This is a genomic window from Rhodospirillales bacterium, from assembly GCA_016710335.1.
Lineage (GTDB): Bacteria > Pseudomonadota > Alphaproteobacteria > Rhodospirillales > Defluviicoccaceae > JADJXQ01.
In genome coordinates, this window is record JADJXQ010000005.1 from 327131 (window position 1) to 343835 (window position 16705).

Here is a 16705-nt window from a genome sequence, read left to right on the forward strand (position 1 = left end):
GCTCTCCGCCTCTTTACGGCGCTCTCCCGGCCGACGGCGCTGGCCGCGCTGCCGCTCATGGGCTTCGGGCACGCAGCATGCCGCGGATGTCGTCGAGGCCGCCGGCCCCCGATACCTGCGCCGTAGCGGCGAACGCAGCCAATCCGGCTGCGACAACGGCGGCCAGCGCCAAGGTCCGCTGCAGCGCGTCGGAGTCGAGCCACCCGGCGGTCGCCGCCATCATCCCGTAGAGCACAACCGCCATCAGCGCCGTGGAGCCGAGGGTGCGCGGCAGACGTCGCCTGAGACGGTCGTCGATGTGCAGATGGCCGCGCCGATGCAGCATGAACGCCAGCAACCCTGCGTTCATCCACGACGAGGCGGCGGTAGCGGCTGCGATGCCGACGTGCTGCAACGGCCCCATCAGCGCCACGCAGAGGGCCACGTTGACGGCCGCTGCGGCGGCGGCGATCTTGACCGGCGTCGCCGTATCCTCGCGGGCGAAAAAGCCGGGGGTCAGCGCCTTGATCAGGATGAACGCCGGCAGGCCGGCCGCGAACGCCGCCAGCGCCGCCGCGGTCTTGGCCGTCTCCTCCGCGTCGAACGCGCCGCGCTGGAACAGCACCATGACCACCGGCTCGGCCAGCACCACCAGCGCCACCGCCGCCGGAACCGTAAGGAACAGCGAGAACTCGAGCGCCCGGTTCTGGCTGTGCTGCGCCGCGGCGTCGTTGCCGGCGCGCACCTGCCGCGACAGCAGCGGCAACAGCGCCGTGCCGACCGCAACGCCGACCACGCCCAGCGGCAACTGGGTCACCCGATCGGCGTAAAACAGAAACGAGACAGAGCCGGACGGCAACAGCGAGGCGATCACGGTGTCGACCAACAGGTTGATCTGATAGATGCCGGCGCCGATCGCCACCGGCAGCGCGCGGCGCAACAGCGTCGCTACCTGGGGCGTCATCTGCGGCCGGCGCAGGCGGAGGCTGACGCCGGCGGCGCGGCAATTGGCGACCAGCCATGCCAGCTGCACGGCGCCGGCTACCGGTACACCCCATGCCAGGGCGTGGCCCGGCGTCGGCAGCAGCGGCGCGAAGGCGAGGATCGCGGCTATCAAGCAGAGGTTGAGCAGGATCGGCGTGGCCGCCGCCGCCGCGAACCGCCCGAGCGAGTTGAGGATGCCGGCGTAGAGGGAGGTCAGCGACACGAACAGCAGGTATGGAAACGTAATGCGGGCGAACAGCACGGTCATGTCGAATTTGGCCGGGTCCGCGACGAAGCCGGGGGCGAACACCAGCATCGCCACTGGCATGGCGATTTCCATCACCGCGACGATCAGCGCCAGCGCCCACACCAACACCGCGAGCGTCTGCTCGGCGAATCGGCGCGCCGCCTCCTTGCCGTCCGTCTCCAACTTGCCGGCGAACAGCGGGACGAACGCCGCCGTGAATGCCCCCTCGGCGAACAGCCGCCGAAACAGGTTGGGGAATTTGAAGGCGACGAAAAACGCGTCGGCAACGGGCCCTGCGCCGAGCGCGCCGGCGATGAGGATATCGCGGGCGAACCCGAACAGGCGGCTGACCATGGTCAAGCCGCCCACGGTGGCGATGGATCGGAGCAGGAGCATGCGGCGGACGGTTCCGGCGTCTGACCTTGGGCTACTCGGCCGCCGACGACTTGATGCTCGGAGCCGACCGATCTTCGGGAGCCTCGATGGCGCGGAGCAGGCGGGTTTCGATGCGCCGCAGCTTCGGCTGGTCTTCCACCTTCAGCCCGAACACGTCCTTGACGTAGAACACGTCGACGACCCGCTCGCCATAGGTCGAGATGTGGGCGCTGGCGATCTGCAAACCGAGGTTCGTCAAGGTCCAGGTGACGTCGCAGGAACCCGAGCCGATCCCGGCCATTGACCTCGATGACGGTATGGGTGCGGCTCGCCCGGTTGTCGATGATAACCGCCGGCGGCACCTGGAAGACGCCGGTGCGGCTCGGCAGCGCCTTGGCGCGCACCGCTTCCAACTCCCGCGCCGGCTGTATCTTTCCTGAGACGGCAGCGGCGATCACGGTGCGTATCCGCTCCAGCCGTTCCGCCGGATCGTAGCCTCCCGCCGCCGCGTCATGGACGTAGAACGTGTCGAGCGCCATGCCGTTGGCGAGGGTGACGATCTTGGCTTCCACCACGGAGATGCTGGTCAGCGCCAGGGCGCCGGCCAGCCGCGCGAACAGGCCGGGATGATCGGGCGCATAGATGATCAGCTCGGAGACCGGCAGGTCCGCGTCCCGGCGCGACTCGACGCACAGCGTCCGTCCCCTTGCCTCGGCCTTCCGCATCATGTCGAAGTGGTTGACCTTGGTTTCGGTATCGTAGGCCAGCCAATAGTCGGAGTAGCCGCGGGCGATGAACCGCTCCAGCATCTCCTCGTCCCAGGCGGCGAGCCGTTTGCGAAGCTGATCCTTGGCGCGGGCCACCCGGTGTTCACGACGTTCCGCCGGCTGGCCTCCGGTCATCTCCATCTCTTCCAGCGCCTGCAGATACAACTCCCGCAGAAGGTTCGCCTTCCAGGCGTTCCACACCCCCGGGCCGACGGCGTTGATGTCGGCGCCGGTCAGCACCAGCAGCATCTTGAGCTGCTCCGGCGACTGGACCGTGGCAACGAAATCGCTGATCGTCTTCGGGTTGTCGAGGTCGCGCTTGAAAGCGATCCGGCTCATCAGGAGGTGGTGGCGCACCAGCCACGACACGGTGGACGTTTCCCAAGCATCAAGCCCCAGCCTCGGGCCGAGGAGCAGAGCGATGTCGGCGCCGATCTCGGAATGGTCGCCGCCGCGCCCCTTGCCGATGTCGTGCAGCAGCACTGCCAGATACAGGGCGCGCCGCGAGCGGATCTCGCCGACGATCTCGCTGGCGGTCGGGTGCAGCTCTTTCAGTTTCCCCTGCTCGATACGGTCCAGGATGCCGATCGCTCGGATGGTGTGCTCGTCGACGGTGTGGATGTGGTACATGTCATACTGCATCTGGGCGACGACCCGGCGGAAGTCGGGAATGAAGCGCCCGAACACGCCCGCCTCGTTAAGTCTCCGCAGCGTCGTCTCGGGATCCTTGCCGCAGGTCATCATGTCGATGAACAGCCGATTGGCCTCCGCATCGGCGCGCACCTCGCTATTGACGCGGCCAAGGCTCTGGCGGACGAGGCGGAGCGCATGCGGATGCACGTCGGCGCCGAGTCGCTGCGCGTCGTGAAAGAGACGGAGCAGATTGACCGGGTCGTTCGCAAACACTTCCGCGCGGGCCACGGTGATGCGGTCGCCGTCGAGTCGGAGGCCGGGAGCGGTGCGGCGCTTGAAGGACAGGGACGGCAGCCGGAAGCGCCGCTTCGATTTGTGTTCCTCCTCCAGCACCGCGCACAAGACACGCGTCAGGTCGCCGACCGTCTTGGTGATTAGGAAATAGTGCTTCATGAAGCGCTCGACGCCGCGCTGGTGGCCGCGCATGCGGTAGCCGAGGCGCCGCGCGATCACCTCCTGGACGTCGAAGGTCAGCCGCTCTTCCAGCCGGCCAGTCACGTAGTGCAGGTGACAGCGCACCTTCCATAGGAACCCCTGGGTCTGGCGGAAGTGGCGCGCATCGGCGAGGGTGAACACACCGCGCTCGACCAGCTCCTGCATGTCCTTGACCCGGTAGAGGTACTTGGCGATCCAAAACAGTGTGTGGAGGTCGCGCAGCCCGCCCTTGCCCTCCTTGATGTTGGGCTCGAGCACGTAGCGGGAATCGCCCATGCGTTCATGGCGGGCAGCCCGCTCCTTCATTTTTGCCTCGACGTAGGCGGGGCCGGTCCTGGCCACCACCTCCGCGTGGAATCGGCGCTCGAAGGCGTGGAACAGGACGTCGTTTCCCCACAGCCAGCGCGCCTCCAGAAGGCTGGTGCGGATGGTGAGATCCTGGCGGGCGAGGGTGATGCAGTCATTGATGGTGCGGGTGGCGTGGCCGACCTTGAGGCCCATGTCCCACAACATGTAGAGCATGAACTCGACCACCTGCTCGTGGTGCGGCGGCGGCTTGTCCGGCAGCAGGAACATCAGGTCGATGTCCGAGAACGGCGACAGCTCGGCGCGGCCGTAACCGCCGGTGGCGGCGATCGCCATGTCTCTGCCCTCGGGTGCGGAGCCAGGAAACGCGTGCGTCGTCGCGATGTCGTAGAGGGCCCGCACCAGTTGGTCGACGAGATGGGAATTGGCAGCGACCACGTCCGTGCCGTCGATGCCTTCGTCCTCGAAGCGCCGGCGGATCTCGCCGACGCCATGGTGGAGCGCCGCCTTGAAGATCTGCAAAAAGTTGCCACGCGTCTCGGTCGAGCAGGCGGTCAGGGTCGCCTGCTCCTCCAGTTCGCGAAGCAAAACCTTTCGGTCGATGATGGCGCGCGGCTTGTCAACGAGGTGCATCGTGCCTCCGGATTCGGCAATGGAACCCTACGCCATACGACGTCTTCGCGCCACTGGCTCAGTGCTGGCCTCTCGATGCCGGCGCCTCATGGTGAGCATTTATCCTGAGCTTGTCGCAGGACGAGTCATGAGCTTTCCCTGGAAACCAACCCTTCGACTTCATTTCCGGACGCAGAACCTGATGGTCTGCATTGACAGTGTCGGCGCGGTTGCCCATGGTCCGGGCTCGCCATCGGACACCTCGACGGATCCCCGGACATGACCAACGACTTGCAGAGTACCATCGATCAGGCATGGGAAAGCCGCGACACCATCGGCTTCGAGACGAAAGGCGCCATCCGCGAAGCCGTTGACGAGGCGCTGAACTTGCTGGACACCGGCGCCGCGCGGGTCGCCGAGAAGGCCGACGACAAGCCCGGTGGGGGCTGGAGGGTCAATCAGTGGCTGAAGAAGGCGGTGCTGCTGTCGTTCCGCCTCAACGACATGGCGCTGATCGAAGGAGGTCCGGGCGGCGCGCCGTGGTTCGACAAGGTGCCGTCCAAGTTCGCCGGCTGGGACGCAGGCCGCTTCCGCGCCGCCGGCTTTCGCGCCGTGCCCGACTGCACGGTCCGCCGTTCGGCGTACATCGCGCCCGGCGTGGTGCTGATGCCGTGCTTCGTCAACCTGGGCGCCTATGTGGATCGGGGCTCGATGATCGACACCTGGGCTACGGTCGGGTCCTGTGCGCAGATCGGGCGCGACTGCCACATCTCCGGGGGAACCGGGATCGGCGGCGTGCTGGAGCCCTTGCAGGCGGAACCGGTCATCATCGAGGACAACTGCTTCATCGGCGCCCGTGCTGAAGTGGCCGAAGGTGTGCGGGTCGGCGAGGGCTCGGTCCTGTCCATGGGCGTTTTCATCGGCGCCTCGACCCGCATCGTCGACCGCGCCAGCGGCGAGATCTTCTACGGCCAGGTGCCGCCTTATTCCGTCGTCGTCTCCGGCACGATGCCGGGCGGATCCCTGCCCGACGGCCGTCCGGGGCCGGGCCTCTATTGCGCCGTCATCGTCAAGCGGGTCGACGCCAAGACCCGGTCGAAAACGTCCATCAACGAGCTGTTGCGAAGCTGACCGCCGGTCGCGGGTGGTCAAGTCACGCCGAGTCCGCAGGAGCAGCCGTGCGTATCGATCCGCTCGATCTGAGCCGGGCGCTCATCCGCTGTCCGAGCGTCACGCCGGCCGACGCTGGGGCGCTTGATGTGCTGCAGGCGGCGCTGGAGCCGCTCGGCTTCTCCTGCACGTCTCTCGTGTTCTCCGACCCCAAGTCGCCGGATGTACGCAATCTCTACGCGCGGCTTGGCGATGCGCGGCCGAACGTCTGCTTTGCCGGGCACACCGACGTGGTGCCGGCGGGCGATCCCGGCGGCTGGTCGGTCGATTCGTTCGCGGCGGAGATCCGCGACGGACGGCTCTACGGGCGAGGCGCCGCCGACATGAAGACCGCCATCGCCTGCTTCGTCGCCGCGGCCGACCGGTTCGTCGCCGGGCGCGGCGCATCGCTCGGCGGTTCCATCAGCCTGTTGATCACCGGCGACGAGGAAGGACCGGCCGTCAACGGCACGATCAAGGTCCTGGACTGGTTGCGGCAGCGGGGCGAGCATCTCGATGCTTGCCTGGTGGGCGAGCCGACGAACCCGGCGGAACTGGGCGACATGATCAAGATCGGCCGGCGCGGCAGCCTCAATCTCGTCCTGACCATGGAGGGCGTGCAAGGGCATGCGGCCTATCCGCAGTTGGCGGACAACCCCATCCCGCGGTTGATGCGTGCGCTGACCGCCCTGATCGAGACGCCGCTCGACGCCGGAACGCCGCACTTCCAGCCGTCCCAAGTCACCATCACCAGCGTCGACGTCGGCAATCCCGCGGGCAACGTCATTCCAGCCGTCGCGAGCGCACGGTTCAACATCCGCTTTAACGACTTGCACACGCCGGAGAGCCTGACGGCGTGGGTCCGCGACAAATGTGTCGCGGGCGGCGGGCGCTTCAGGCTGCAGGTCGACAGCGCGGCGGCGGCATTCGTCCACCCGCCGGGCCCGTTCGCCAACACGGTCGTGCGCGCGGTCGAAACCGTGATCGGACGAACGCCGGTGCTCAGCACCTCCGGCGGCACCTCAGACGCCCGCTTCATCAAGGACATGTGCCCCGTCGTCGAGTTCGGCATGACCGGTGCCACCGCCCACAAGACGGACGAGAATGTCCTGGTTGCGGACCTCGAGCGCTTGACCCGGATCTACGAGCACGTTCTCGACGGCTTCTTCGCAGGCTCAGCGTGACGACGCTGCTCAACGAAGCGGCGGCCTCGCTGACCGGGGCCTGGCGCCTCGCCCACTTCGACGCGGGCGGAATGGGCTACTTCAACACCACCCACGAGGGCGTCTGGCGCTCGTTCTGGGCGGCGGCGATCGTGGCGCCGCTTTACGCGTTGTTGCTCTTGGCGGCCTTTCCGCTGCTCGATCCGGCCCCGAACGGGCTCCGCTTCATCCTCGTCGAGGCCGAGGGCTACGTCCTCTCCTGGGTCGCCTACCCGCTGGTCATCGCGTGGCTGACCCAGCAACTCGGCTGCTGGAACCGCTTTCCCGCATATCTCGTCGCCTACAACTGGGCGATGGTGCTCGCCAACGGCGTGACGATCCCTATCAATATCGCGCGAATCACTGAAATCGTGCCGGCCGACGCCGGCGGGTTCCTGTGGCTGATCGGCGTTTCCGCGGTGTTCGCCTACCTGTGGTTCATCGCACGCACCGCTCTGCCGGTCAGCGGCATGGCGGCGACCGGCATCGTGTTTTTGGATTTGGCGCTCAGCCTGCTGATCGGTATGACGACCACGCGGATGTACTGGCCGGTGTCCTAGTGCGGCGGTGCATTCAAAGAATGCACGGTCGCTGCACACAACCAATTGACTCTAGTGCACGATCTGACCCAATCAGATGTACCGTCTGAATGGGTCTGTGCACTAGTGCGGCGGTGCATTCAAAGAATGCACGGTCGCTGCACGCAACTCTTGATTCTCGTGCACAGACTCATCCGAATGAGCGGCGGGGCTCAGTAATCGACGGAGACGAAGGTGAGGCCCGCGGCGGGGGCGGTTTCGCCGCCGCGAGCGCGGTCGCGTGCCTGCAGCGCCGCCTCCACATCCGCGGCGCTCCACTTGCCCATGCCGACCCGGCGCAAGGTCCCGACCATGTTGCGGACCTGGTGGTGGAGGAATGACCGCGCCGCCGCCTCGACGTGGATCTCGTCGCCGCGGCGGGTCACGCTCAGTCGATCGAGGGTCTTCACCGGCGAGCGGGCTTGACAGAGCGCGGCACGGAAGGTCGTGAAATCGTGCCGGCCGACGAGCACGGCGGCCGCGGCGGCCATGGCGTCCGCATCCAGCCGCTTCGGGTTCCACCAGACGCGGCCGCGATGCAGCACCGGCGGCGCCGGTCGATCGGTGATGCGGTAGAGGTAGTGTCGCCGCTTGGCGGAGAAGCGCGCATGGAAATCGTCGCCGACCGGCTCAGCCCGCACCACCGCGACGGCCGCCGGCCGCACATGGAAGTTCAGGGCATTCCGCACCGTGTCCGCGGCATGCGCTCGGCTCAGATCGGCGTGGGCAACCTGACCGACAGCATGAACGCCGGCGTCGGTGCGGCCGGCCGCGACGATGCGGGTCGTGTCCCCGCAGAACGCATGGATCCCGGTCTCGATCACCTCCTGCACCGAGAGACCGTTGTCCTGCCGTTGCCAGCCGACGAAGCCGCGGCCGTCATATTCTATTGTCAGCTTGTAGCGCGGCACCGGCGTCTCGCGGGGAGGTCGCTCATAGTGGGGCACGTTGCGAGCTGCGGGGCTCTTTCAGTCATCGTAAAGGTTTCTATGCGATCAGTGTGAGTGCCACAACTCGCCGACCACGATCCTCCAGCGCCGACCGGGGCAGATCACCGATGGTGTTAGAACAACAGCGGGAAGCCACTGCAGACATCGATCGCGATTCTCTGCACATCCTTCCGCTCTCCATCATCCCGTTCATGACCCCGGCGCTCAAACGGGCGCGCATGATCAAGAACGTTCATCTGGACAGCATCGTCGAGCTTTTCGAGGGCAAGCAAACAGGGAGCGGCCAGATCGACGTCGAGGCGATCCCGCGCGAATTCGGCTGGTTGGATACGCAGCCCCACCCCGACCATACGGTTCTGCGCAAGCTGGCGCTGCTGCCCAGCTTCGATGTGTTCAGCCTTCGCGTCCTGCTGCGCGACCACGGCATTGCCGTCAACGACCACACGGCGCTGCGCCTGTCGGAGTCCAAGAACAAAGAGCTGACCCACTACATGGCCGATTTCACACGGCCGTTGATCAAGCAGATCTACGGCAGCGAAAACATGTCGATCGACAGTTTCGACGACATCGTCGCTCTGTTCAAGGATCCCGACGTCAAGAACGCACTCCAAAAGCTCAAGATCATGGCCGCCCGCCTGGAAATCTCCGTCGAAGACGTACCGAAGTTTCTTGAGGACTATGGGGACATATTCTTGTCGCTCTCTTACTATCGCCAAGCCCTCGATCACATCGAGCCGATCGTCAGCAACTTCCTGGACGCCATCACCGACATCCGTCGGCATTATCAACTGCGTCACGACGTCCACCTCATGAAAACCTGCCGCCTCCTGCAGGAGACGGTGAATGCGGTGATGGCCAACGTCACCGGTCGCTTCGAGAGCTTCGACCGCGCCACCAGCGATTTGTGGAGCAACGTGTCCGCGGAACGCTTTCGCCGAGTTCAGAAGCTGATTTCGAGCCATCACATCGTGACGGGCGGTGTGCTGTGTGCGCTTTCGGTCAAGATGGATGCGTGGGCGCGTCTGTTCCCGACCCGCGACAGCGGCGGGCCCGGGCGGCGTGCAGAATTCCTGGTAACGGAGATGCGGCAAGGCATCGAAAAAATCCAGCGCATCGAAGATGCGGCGCCTATGCTGTCGGCGCTGGAGTAACGCCGCCTCCCTATGCCGTCGTCAGGCGTGTTCCCGACGGGAGCGCATGGCCCCTGAGGAACGCCGCGGTGGGCATCGCTGCCCGGCCGCTCCGCTGCAAGCTCAGCGGCCGCAGGGCCTCGGTTCCGCAGGCAATGGTCAGGCGATCGTCGAGGACGACGCCCGGCGCCGCCGGTTCCGGCAGCGGCGCCGTCTCCGCGACGAGCACTCGGATCCGTTCGCCGTCATGCTCGAACCAGGTACCGGGCCACGGATTGAGCGCCCGCACCGCACGCTCCAGGGCCGCGGCCGGACGTGTCCAGTCGAGCCGCCCGGCGTCGCGGGTCAATTTTGCGGCGTAGGTGACGCCCTCTATCGGCTGCGGCACCGGCAGGAGAGCACCGTTCGCCAAACCCTCCAGCGCCTCTACCAGGAGGCCGGCCCCAAGCTGCGCCAGGGTGTCGTGCAACTCCGCCGTGGTGGTGTGGGGCCCGATGGGAACGGCGCCCCGCATAATCATCGGCCCGGTGTCGAGGCCTTCGTCCATCTGCATGATGGTGACGCCGCTCTCCGCGTCGCCGGCGAGGATCGCGTGCTGGATGGGCGCCGCGCCCCGCCAGCGCGGCAGCAGCGACGCGTGCACGTTGACGCATCCGAGCCGCGGCGCATCCAGCACCGGCTTCGGGAGAATGAGGCCATAGGCCGCGACTACCCCCACATCCGCGGCGAGGGCCTCGATCGCCTCCTGCTCCGCCGGCGCTTCCAGGGATCGCGGCGTCCGCACCGGAACGCGGTGATGATCCGCCACCGTATGCACCGCCGACAGCCGCTCCCGCTGGCCGCGTCCGGCCGGCCGCGGCGGCTGGGAGTAAACGGAAGCCACGTCGTGCCCCGCTTCGATCAGCGCGGACAAGGCCGGCACGGCGAACGGCGGCGTCCCCATGAACACGATGCGGAGCGGGGTAGGAACGGGCGGCATGGCGCGCTGCGGAATGGCGTCCGGCGGCGGCCAATCAGGCGGGGACGGGCTGTTTCCGCGCCTTGACCAGCTTGCGCAGGATAATGTTGCGCTTTAGCGACGACAGGTGATCGACGAACAGGGTGCCACTCAAGTGATCCATCTCGTGCTGGATGCAACGTGCCAGCAACCCGTCGGCATCGCGCTCGCACACCTGGTTGTCGCGATCCAGATAGCGCACCCGGATGCGCTCCGGGCGCATCACCTCGGCGTACTGGTCGGGCAGCGACAGGCAGCCCTCTTCGACGCTGATCAGTTCGTCCGACTCCCAGACCACCTCCGGATTGGCGATGAGCAGCGGTGCCGCCGTCTCGCCGGGTTCCATCACATCGACGACGATCACCCGCTTGCCGACGCCGACCTGCGGCGCTGCCAATCCGATACCCTTCGCCGCGTACATGGTCTCCAGCATGTCGTCCATCAGCTGGCGCACCTCTGGATCGACGGCGACGACGGCGCCGGCGCGGTTTTTCAGCCTGGGATCGGGAGCGATGATGATCGGGAGTACAGCCATGCGAGGACGGTTCTCTCTGCGTGCCATTCATAAAGTCTCGGTTTTAGATAGAGACTCCAAACTTCCCGGTCAAGGCCGGGCGCCTTCGCGACACCTCCACCCATCCGCCCACCACGCCATCGCGCGCGGGGGCAAAGGCCCACCTCCGTCCCCGACGTTTCGCCTGACTTGACGGTAATCGGGGCGTAGGCTGTGGATCATGAAACCGCGCACCGCCGCCCGCCTCGCCGCCGCCATCGTCATGCTGGGCATGTCCCACGGACGCGGTGTTGCCGGCGCCGGCGGAGAAGCCGCTCCAGAGGATGCGACGCCGTCCATCGTGCTTACCATAAGCGGCTCGCCCGGCATCCGGTTCACCGCCCGCTGCGCGCTGGCGCGCGGCGGCGCGGAGGAGACGGTGGAACTGCAGGGTAAGGTGCCGGCGCGTCATGAGTTCGACGCCGATGCGCTTCGCTGCCGCATCGAGAACCGGAGCGGCACGGGGGAGTTGCAGGCCGAAGCCCGCAAAGGCAGCGGCGCGTTCAGCCGCTCGTCCGCCACCGGCGGCGGCGCGATCGTTCTTTCCATCCGCTGAAGCCGCGAAAAGCCGAGGCCGCACGGCCGCACGGCCGCGACACCGGAGCCCGACGCCGCGTCGTCGGGCGCGACAGCGCCGGTGCTCCTCGCTATAGTCGCGCGCCATGTCCAGCCAAGATCGCAAACCTGATTCCGCCCTGACCTCCGGCGCCGACGCTACCGGCGATGCAATCGCGCCCGACGCCCAACAGTCGGCCGGCGGTTCCTCCACCCATTTCGGGTTCCGGGAGGTGGACGAGACCGTCAAGGCGGGACTGGTCGGCGAGGTGTTCTCGTCCGTCGCCAGCCGCTACGACCTGATGAACGACCTGATGAGCTTCGGCGTCCATCGTTACTGGAAACAGGTGATGGTCGAGTGGCTGCGGCCGACCCCGGACATGCACGTCCTCGATGTCGGCGGCGGCACCGGCGATATCGCGATACGCATCCTGAAGGCCGGCGGCGGCGCCGTGTCGGTGGTCGACATCAACCGCGAGATGCTGTCGGTGGGCCGCGATCGCGCCCTCGACGCCGGGCGGGTGCGTAATCTCGACTGGATCTGCGGGGACGCGGAACGCCTGCCCATCGCCTCGTCATCGGTCGACGCCTACACCATCGCGTTCTGCATCCGCAACGTGACGCGCATCGCCGCGGCGCTGGCGGAAGCGCGCAGGGTCCTCAAGCCGGGCGGACGCTTTCTCTGCCTCGAGTTCTCGCGGGTGGCGCTGCCGGTGCTGGACGGCCTCTACGACGCTTATTCGTTCCGGGTGCTGCCGCGGCTCGGACAGGCGGTGGCCGGCAACGCCGAGGCCTACCGCTACCTGGTGGAGAGCATCCGCCGCTTTCCGCCGCAGGACGCGTTCGCCCGCATGATCGGCGACGCGGGTCTCGACCAGGTGCGCTACCGCAATCTCTCGGGAGGCATCGCTGCCCTGCATTCGGCATGGCGCACGTGATCAGGGCGTGATCCGACCGTGATCCGCACTGTCCGCAACGTCGTTCGGCTGCTGACCATCGCCCGCATTCTGGCGCGCCACGACGCCCTGTTCCCGCTCGAAAGCCTCGGCATCACGCCCTTCATCATCGTGTCGGCGCGCCTCATCTCCCGCCGTCCCGAACCGGGGCGACCGGGGCAGCGCCTCGCACGCGCCCTGCATGAAGCGGGACCGTCGTTCATCAAGCTGGGCCAGGCGCTGTCGACCCGCTCCGACCTGATGGGCGAGGAGATGACGGCGGATCTCTCCGAGCTGCAGGACAGCCTGCCGCCGTTTCCCGGCTCGCAAGCGCGAGCCATCATCGAGGAGGAATTGGGCAAGCCGATCGGGAGCCTGTTCCGCAGCTTCGACGATCGGGCGGTGGCCGCCGGCTCCATCGCCCAGGTCCACTTCGCGGAGGACAGCGACGGCCGCCCGGTCGCCGTCAAGGTGCTGCGCCCCGGCGTGCGGCGCAAGTTCGAGCGAGACCTCGACTTGTTCCTGTGGGTGGCGAAGCTGATCGAGACGGCGCGCCCGGAGTGGCGTCGGCTGCGCCCGGTCGAAGCGGTGCGGACCCTGGCCGAGTCGGTGGCGTTCGAGATGGATCTCCGTTTCGAGGCGTCGGCGGCGGTGGAGCTCGCCGAGAACTTCGCGGACGATCCCGGGTTCCTGGTGCCGGCGGTGGATTGGGGCCGCACCGCACAGCGGGTGCTGACCACCGAGCGCGTCTACGGCATCCCGTTCGACGACCGGGAGGCGGTGATCGCCCACGGCCTCGACCCCCATGACGTGCTCGCCAAGGCGGCCGGGGCGTTCTTCCTGCAGGTGTTTCGCGACGGGTTCTTCCACGGCGACCTCCACGCCGGCAACGTCTTCGTCCGCGCCGACGGCGGCTTGGCGTTCGTCGACTTCGGCATCATGGGCCGCCTCTCCCGACGCGACCGCCACCATCTCGCCGAGCTGCTGCTGGCGTTCATGACCCGCGACTACCGGCGGGCGGCGGAGGTCCATTTCGAGGCCGGCTGGGTGCCGTCCCACCGCTCGGTCGACGCCTTCACCCAGGCCTGCCGTTCCGTCGGCGAGCCGATCATGGACAAGCCGCAGAACGAAATTTCCATGGCCAAGCTCTTGGGCCAGTTGTTCTACGTCACCGAGGCCTTCGAGATGGAGACGCAACCGCAGCTCCTGTTGCTGCAAAAGACCATGCTGGTCGCCGAAGGCACCGGCCGGCGCCTCTGTCCCGACGCTAACATGTGGCTGCTCGCGCGCCCGCTGATCGAGGGCTGGATGGGGGACATGCTCGCCCCGAACGCCATAATGCGGGAACGCATGGCCGAGGTGGGCGACAGCTTGTCCCGGTTCCCGGAACTGCTGCGCCGTGTGGAGCACCGGCTGGAGATGCTGGCCGAGCACGGCGTCCGCCTCGATCCCAACAGCCTGCGGCCCGCGTTCGGTTGGACCGAATCGCGTCTGCAGGTGACCCTGCTCGCCATCATCGCGGTGCTGTTTCTCCTGTTCCTGCTCGCCGGCGTATAAGCGGAAGAGAGAGTCTCGGTGGGCATCATCGTGTGTACGCGCGCCGGCCATGCTTCTGGACGTTGATCGCCTGCCGTTAACAACGTTTCGCTCATGCGGCCTACTCATGATACACGTATCACCGATAAGGCCTAATAGGGGGGACACCATGACGCGCCGCGCCGATCTTCTGTCCGTTTCCATGTTCGCTCTGGCCGTGGGGCTCGGGAGCCCCGCGTGGGCCGCCAGCGTCAGCGTGCTCGGCGCGCCCGGCGCCGACGGCGCCGACGGCGCGGACGGCAACCCGCCCGGGGACGGCCAACCCGGCGCTCCCGGCGGCGACGCCTTCGCCAATGGCAACACCGAGCACGCCACCGCCATCGGCGGCCGCGGCGGCGACGGCGGGGATGGGGGCGAGTCCACGGCACTTGATGTTCCGGGTGGCCGCGGCGGTGACGGCGGCCGCGGCGGCAACGCCAGCGCTCACGCGAACGGCACCTTGAGCCCTCGGCACAAGGCCTACGCCACCGGCGGCGATGGCGGCGCTACTAGCTCAACTTACAGCGGCTATGGCAGTCATCACGGCGCTGGCGGCACTGCTAGCGCCACGGCTCGATCTAAAACGACGGCTCCGGGTCGTCATGCCAAGGCTGTTGCCGACGCGGAGGGCGGAGCAGGCCGCGATACAAATATCGACCCCATATACCTCGGCGGAGCGGGCGGAGAGGCGGGCGCATTTGCGGTTGCCGAAGCCATCGACGCCGACGCAACGGCGGCGGCCGTTGCAACCGGTGGCGAAGGTGGGGATTCGATTGCCTTCAGCCGAGGTGGCAATGGAGGCGACGCCGACGCGGAGGCCTTTGCGACTGTGCGTCGTGGCGCCGCCAAGGCTGATGCTCTGAGCAACGGCGGTGGTGGAGGGTCGTCGGAAGCCGGCAGCGGTGGTGCCGGCGGCAGAGCGACATCCACTGCCCGCGCCACGGCAGAGCGAGGCCAAGCCGATGCAAAAGCGACCGCCAACGGCGGCCTGGGCGGCTTCTACGAGTCCGGTATTGGTGCCGGCGACGCGCGGGCGGATGCGACTTCCAACGTTGGCACTGGCTCCGGCACCTCACGGGCGACAGCAGTCGCCGGCAAGGTAGGCGCCGGCGATGGCGCCGACGCGCGGGCGAGCGCCAAAACGACGGTTCAGGACGGTGACGCAAGCGCGAGTTCGCATGCAGCCGGCGGCGACGGTTTCATTTTTGACGGTCGTGCGGACGGCGGCGACGCGGACGCCCTCGCCGAAGCGTCGGGCACGGCGCGTGTGTCCTCCTCTGCCATCGCCGTCGCGGGCGATGACGTGTCTTTTTGCGAGTTCTGCGACGACGATGGAGAAGCAGGGCCAGGCGGCCGAGCCACCGCCAAGGCCCAAGGTTCTAACGGACGAGATATCTCAGTAAACGCATCCGCTGCGGGTGGCGCGGGGGGCGGAGTCTTCGGTGGTGGCGATGGCGGATCGGGGGGCGATGCGTCCGCACATGCCGAGGGCCGCGGCCTGGGTCGAATTTCTACCAGATCAGGCGCCGTTGGCGGCGAAGGTGGGGACAACGGCGGTGGGGGCGACGACGGCGGCGTCGGCGGCAACGCAGACGCCACCAGCTTTGCAACCAGCGTCGGTGGCGATGTTTCCGCGTACGCTGATGCCATCGGCGGCGTCGGGGGCGACAAATCCGTCTCCTTTCGCAATTCCCCCCGCGATGTCGCCGGTCGGGGCGGTGATGCGGTTGCGACCGCTGAAGGAACGGGCCCTGGCCGGATCGATGCACGGGCGATCGCCAGTGGTGGCGCGGGCGGCAAGCCGACCGTGTCCTGGCCCGATACCAATCCTCCTCCATCGAGCGCGGCCGGCGCTGCCGGCAAGGCGACGGCGACCGCCAAGGCGACCGGTCCGAAGGGCTCGGTGCTCGCGCGCGTCGTCAGCGAGGGGCCGGTGCAGAGCCGGGCCGACGCCGGCGCGGCGATGTTCCACCCGACGTCGGTCTTCCTCGACGCGTCCGCGGCCGGTACCAGCACGAACATCGGCACCGTGGCCTATGGCCGGCTGTTCCCGGAGGCCGCGGGTCCAGCAAGCCTCCACGGCGGGCGGGCGACGCTCGCGACCGCGACCCTCGGCGCCGGGCACGTCGCCTCGGATGGCGGGCTGCTGACGTTGACGACCTACACCAGCCAGCTCGACTTCAGCGTGGCGTCGTTCGCGAAGAGCGCGCCGGTGCTGACGCTCGATCTGGTGGACGCGGCGTTCTCCGGGGGCGGGTTCGAGACGCTGTCGTTCCTGGTCGACGTGGAGGACGGCGCGGTGACGTTCAAGAAGGCGTTCACCGAGCTCGCCGACGCGCTGGCGTTCTTCACCGGCAACGCGGTCAGCCTCGGCGACATGAGCGGCTACGTCAGCGCCGACGGCATTCTCGACCTCGCGATGTCGATGGTGCTGACCGGCGGCGGCAGCGACGGCGCCTTCTACGCCGACGTGGCGGTGCGGGCGACACCGCTGCCGGCGGCGGTCTGGATGTTCCTCACCGCCCTCGTCGCCCTCGCCGGCGCCGCCTCGCGCCGCAGCAGCCAGGGATCCGCCTCGCACCTCTCCTGATCTCCCTCCGCCGCACGCGGGAGAGTCTCAGGGCGAGGGTGTCGAAGGGACTTGCGCGGGCGCGGGCCGGCGTATAGCCCGCTACACCCTCGA

12 protein-coding genes and 1 pseudogene are annotated in these 16705 nt (G+C 67.7%); 8 read left to right on the top strand and 5 right to left on the bottom strand.

The genetic code is table 11. From position 1 onward, the window contains the following. Positions 1–55 precede the first annotated feature (55 nt). Positions 56–1606: a murein biosynthesis integral membrane protein MurJ gene (gene murJ, locus IPM60_11220; protein ID MBK8908446.1), complete on the bottom strand. Its 1551-nt coding sequence runs from the start codon at positions 1604–1606 to the stop codon at positions 56–58. 31 nt (positions 1607–1637) lie between these two features. After that, a pseudogene (locus IPM60_11225) lies at positions 1638–4419 on the bottom strand ([protein-PII] uridylyltransferase). Between the two features lie 258 nt (positions 4420–4677). On the opposite strand from IPM60_11225, the gene dapD reads away from it, so the two are divergent. From dapD to IPM60_11240, 3 genes are read left to right on the top strand one after another with little or no spacing between them, the layout of a single operon-like run. Next, positions 4678–5529 (top strand): 2,3,4,5-tetrahydropyridine-2,6-dicarboxylate N-succinyltransferase, encoded by an 852-nt coding sequence (gene dapD, locus IPM60_11230; protein MBK8908447.1) that lies wholly within the window; start codon positions 4678–4680, stop codon positions 5527–5529. Between the two features lie 47 nt (positions 5530–5576). Next, the gene (gene dapE, locus IPM60_11235; GenBank protein MBK8908448.1) at positions 5577–6731 is read left to right on the top strand and encodes a succinyl-diaminopimelate desuccinylase; all 1155 of its coding nucleotides are present in this window, start codon (positions 5577–5579) and stop codon (positions 6729–6731) included. Further along, on the top strand, positions 6728–7309 hold the full coding sequence (locus IPM60_11240; GenBank protein ID MBK8908449.1) for a hypothetical protein: 582 nt from the start codon (positions 6728–6730) through the stop codon (positions 7307–7309). The genes dapE and IPM60_11240 overlap by 4 nt, the downstream gene beginning before the upstream one ends. A 191-nt stretch (positions 7310–7500) precedes the next feature. Here IPM60_11240 and truA read toward each other — a convergent pair whose 3' ends face one another. Beyond that, positions 7501–8238, bottom strand: a complete 738-nt coding sequence (gene truA / locus IPM60_11245; GenBank protein MBK8908450.1) for a tRNA pseudouridine(38-40) synthase TruA — start codon at positions 8236–8238, stop codon at positions 7501–7503. A gap of 146 nt (positions 8239–8384) precedes the next feature. Here truA and IPM60_11250 point away from each other — a divergent pair, with 146 nt between their 5' ends. Continuing rightward, positions 8385–9428, top strand: coding sequence for a hypothetical protein (locus IPM60_11250; protein MBK8908451.1), 1044 nt, complete (start codon positions 8385–8387; stop codon positions 9426–9428). Between the two features lie 10 nt (positions 9429–9438). Here the strand turns inward: IPM60_11250 and IPM60_11255 are convergent, their stop codons facing one another. Next, entirely contained in the window at positions 9439–10386 is a 948-nt protein-coding gene (locus IPM60_11255; protein MBK8908452.1) for a methionyl-tRNA formyltransferase, read from the bottom strand. Positions 10387–10420: 34 nt separating this feature from the next. After that, complete coding sequence (locus IPM60_11260; GenBank protein MBK8908453.1) at positions 10421–10939, bottom strand: peptide deformylase; 519 nt, start codon at positions 10937–10939, stop codon at positions 10421–10423. Between the two features lie 199 nt (positions 10940–11138). Between IPM60_11260 and IPM60_11265 the strand changes: the two genes are divergently transcribed. The 4 genes from IPM60_11265 to IPM60_11280 all read left to right on the top strand — a co-directional run bounded on the left by IPM60_11265 (position 11139) and on the right by IPM60_11280 (position 16612). Next, positions 11139–11513, top strand: coding sequence for a hypothetical protein (locus IPM60_11265; GenBank protein ID MBK8908454.1), 375 nt, complete (start codon positions 11139–11141; stop codon positions 11511–11513). A gap of 106 nt (positions 11514–11619) precedes the next feature. After that, a complete protein-coding gene (ubiE, locus tag IPM60_11270; GenBank protein ID MBK8908455.1) occupies positions 11620–12450 on the top strand; it encodes a bifunctional demethylmenaquinone methyltransferase/2-methoxy-6-polyprenyl-1,4-benzoquinol methylase UbiE in 831 nt (276 codons plus the stop codon). Positions 12451–12468: 18 nt separating this feature from the next. Continuing rightward, positions 12469–14004 carry a 2-polyprenylphenol 6-hydroxylase gene (gene ubiB / locus IPM60_11275; protein ID MBK8908456.1) on the top strand — a complete coding sequence of 512 codons (1536 nt, stop codon included), beginning with the start codon at positions 12469–12471 and terminating at the stop codon, positions 14002–14004. 148 nt (positions 14005–14152) lie between these two features. Beyond that, complete coding sequence (locus tag IPM60_11280) at positions 14153–16612, top strand: hypothetical protein (GenBank protein MBK8908457.1); 2460 nt, start codon at positions 14153–14155, stop codon at positions 16610–16612. Positions 16613–16705 lie beyond the last annotated feature (93 nt).

What these genes read in the sequence shown, in the direction of transcription:
- murJ (MBK8908446.1), bottom strand. Translation starts at nt 1,606, where the DNA reads ATGCTCCTGCTCCGATCCATCGCCACCGTGGGCGGCTTGACCATGGTC.
- dapD (MBK8908447.1), top strand. Translation starts at nt 4,678, where the DNA reads ATGACCAACGACTTGCAGAGTACCATCGATCAGGCATGGGAAAGCCGC.
- IPM60_11250 (MBK8908451.1), top strand. Translation starts at nt 8,385, where the DNA reads ATGGTGTTAGAACAACAGCGGGAAGCCACTGCAGACATCGATCGCGAT.
- IPM60_11255 (MBK8908452.1), bottom strand. Translation starts at nt 10,386, where the DNA reads ATGCCGCCCGTTCCTACCCCGCTCCGCATCGTGTTCATGGGGACGCCG.
- IPM60_11260 (MBK8908453.1), bottom strand. Translation starts at nt 10,939, where the DNA reads ATGGCTGTACTCCCGATCATCATCGCTCCCGATCCCAGGCTGAAAAAC.
- IPM60_11265 (MBK8908454.1), top strand. Translation starts at nt 11,139, where the DNA reads ATGAAACCGCGCACCGCCGCCCGCCTCGCCGCCGCCATCGTCATGCTG.
- ubiE (MBK8908455.1), top strand. Translation starts at nt 11,620, where the DNA reads ATGTCCAGCCAAGATCGCAAACCTGATTCCGCCCTGACCTCCGGCGCC.
- IPM60_11280 (MBK8908457.1), top strand. Translation starts at nt 14,153, where the DNA reads ATGACGCGCCGCGCCGATCTTCTGTCCGTTTCCATGTTCGCTCTGGCC.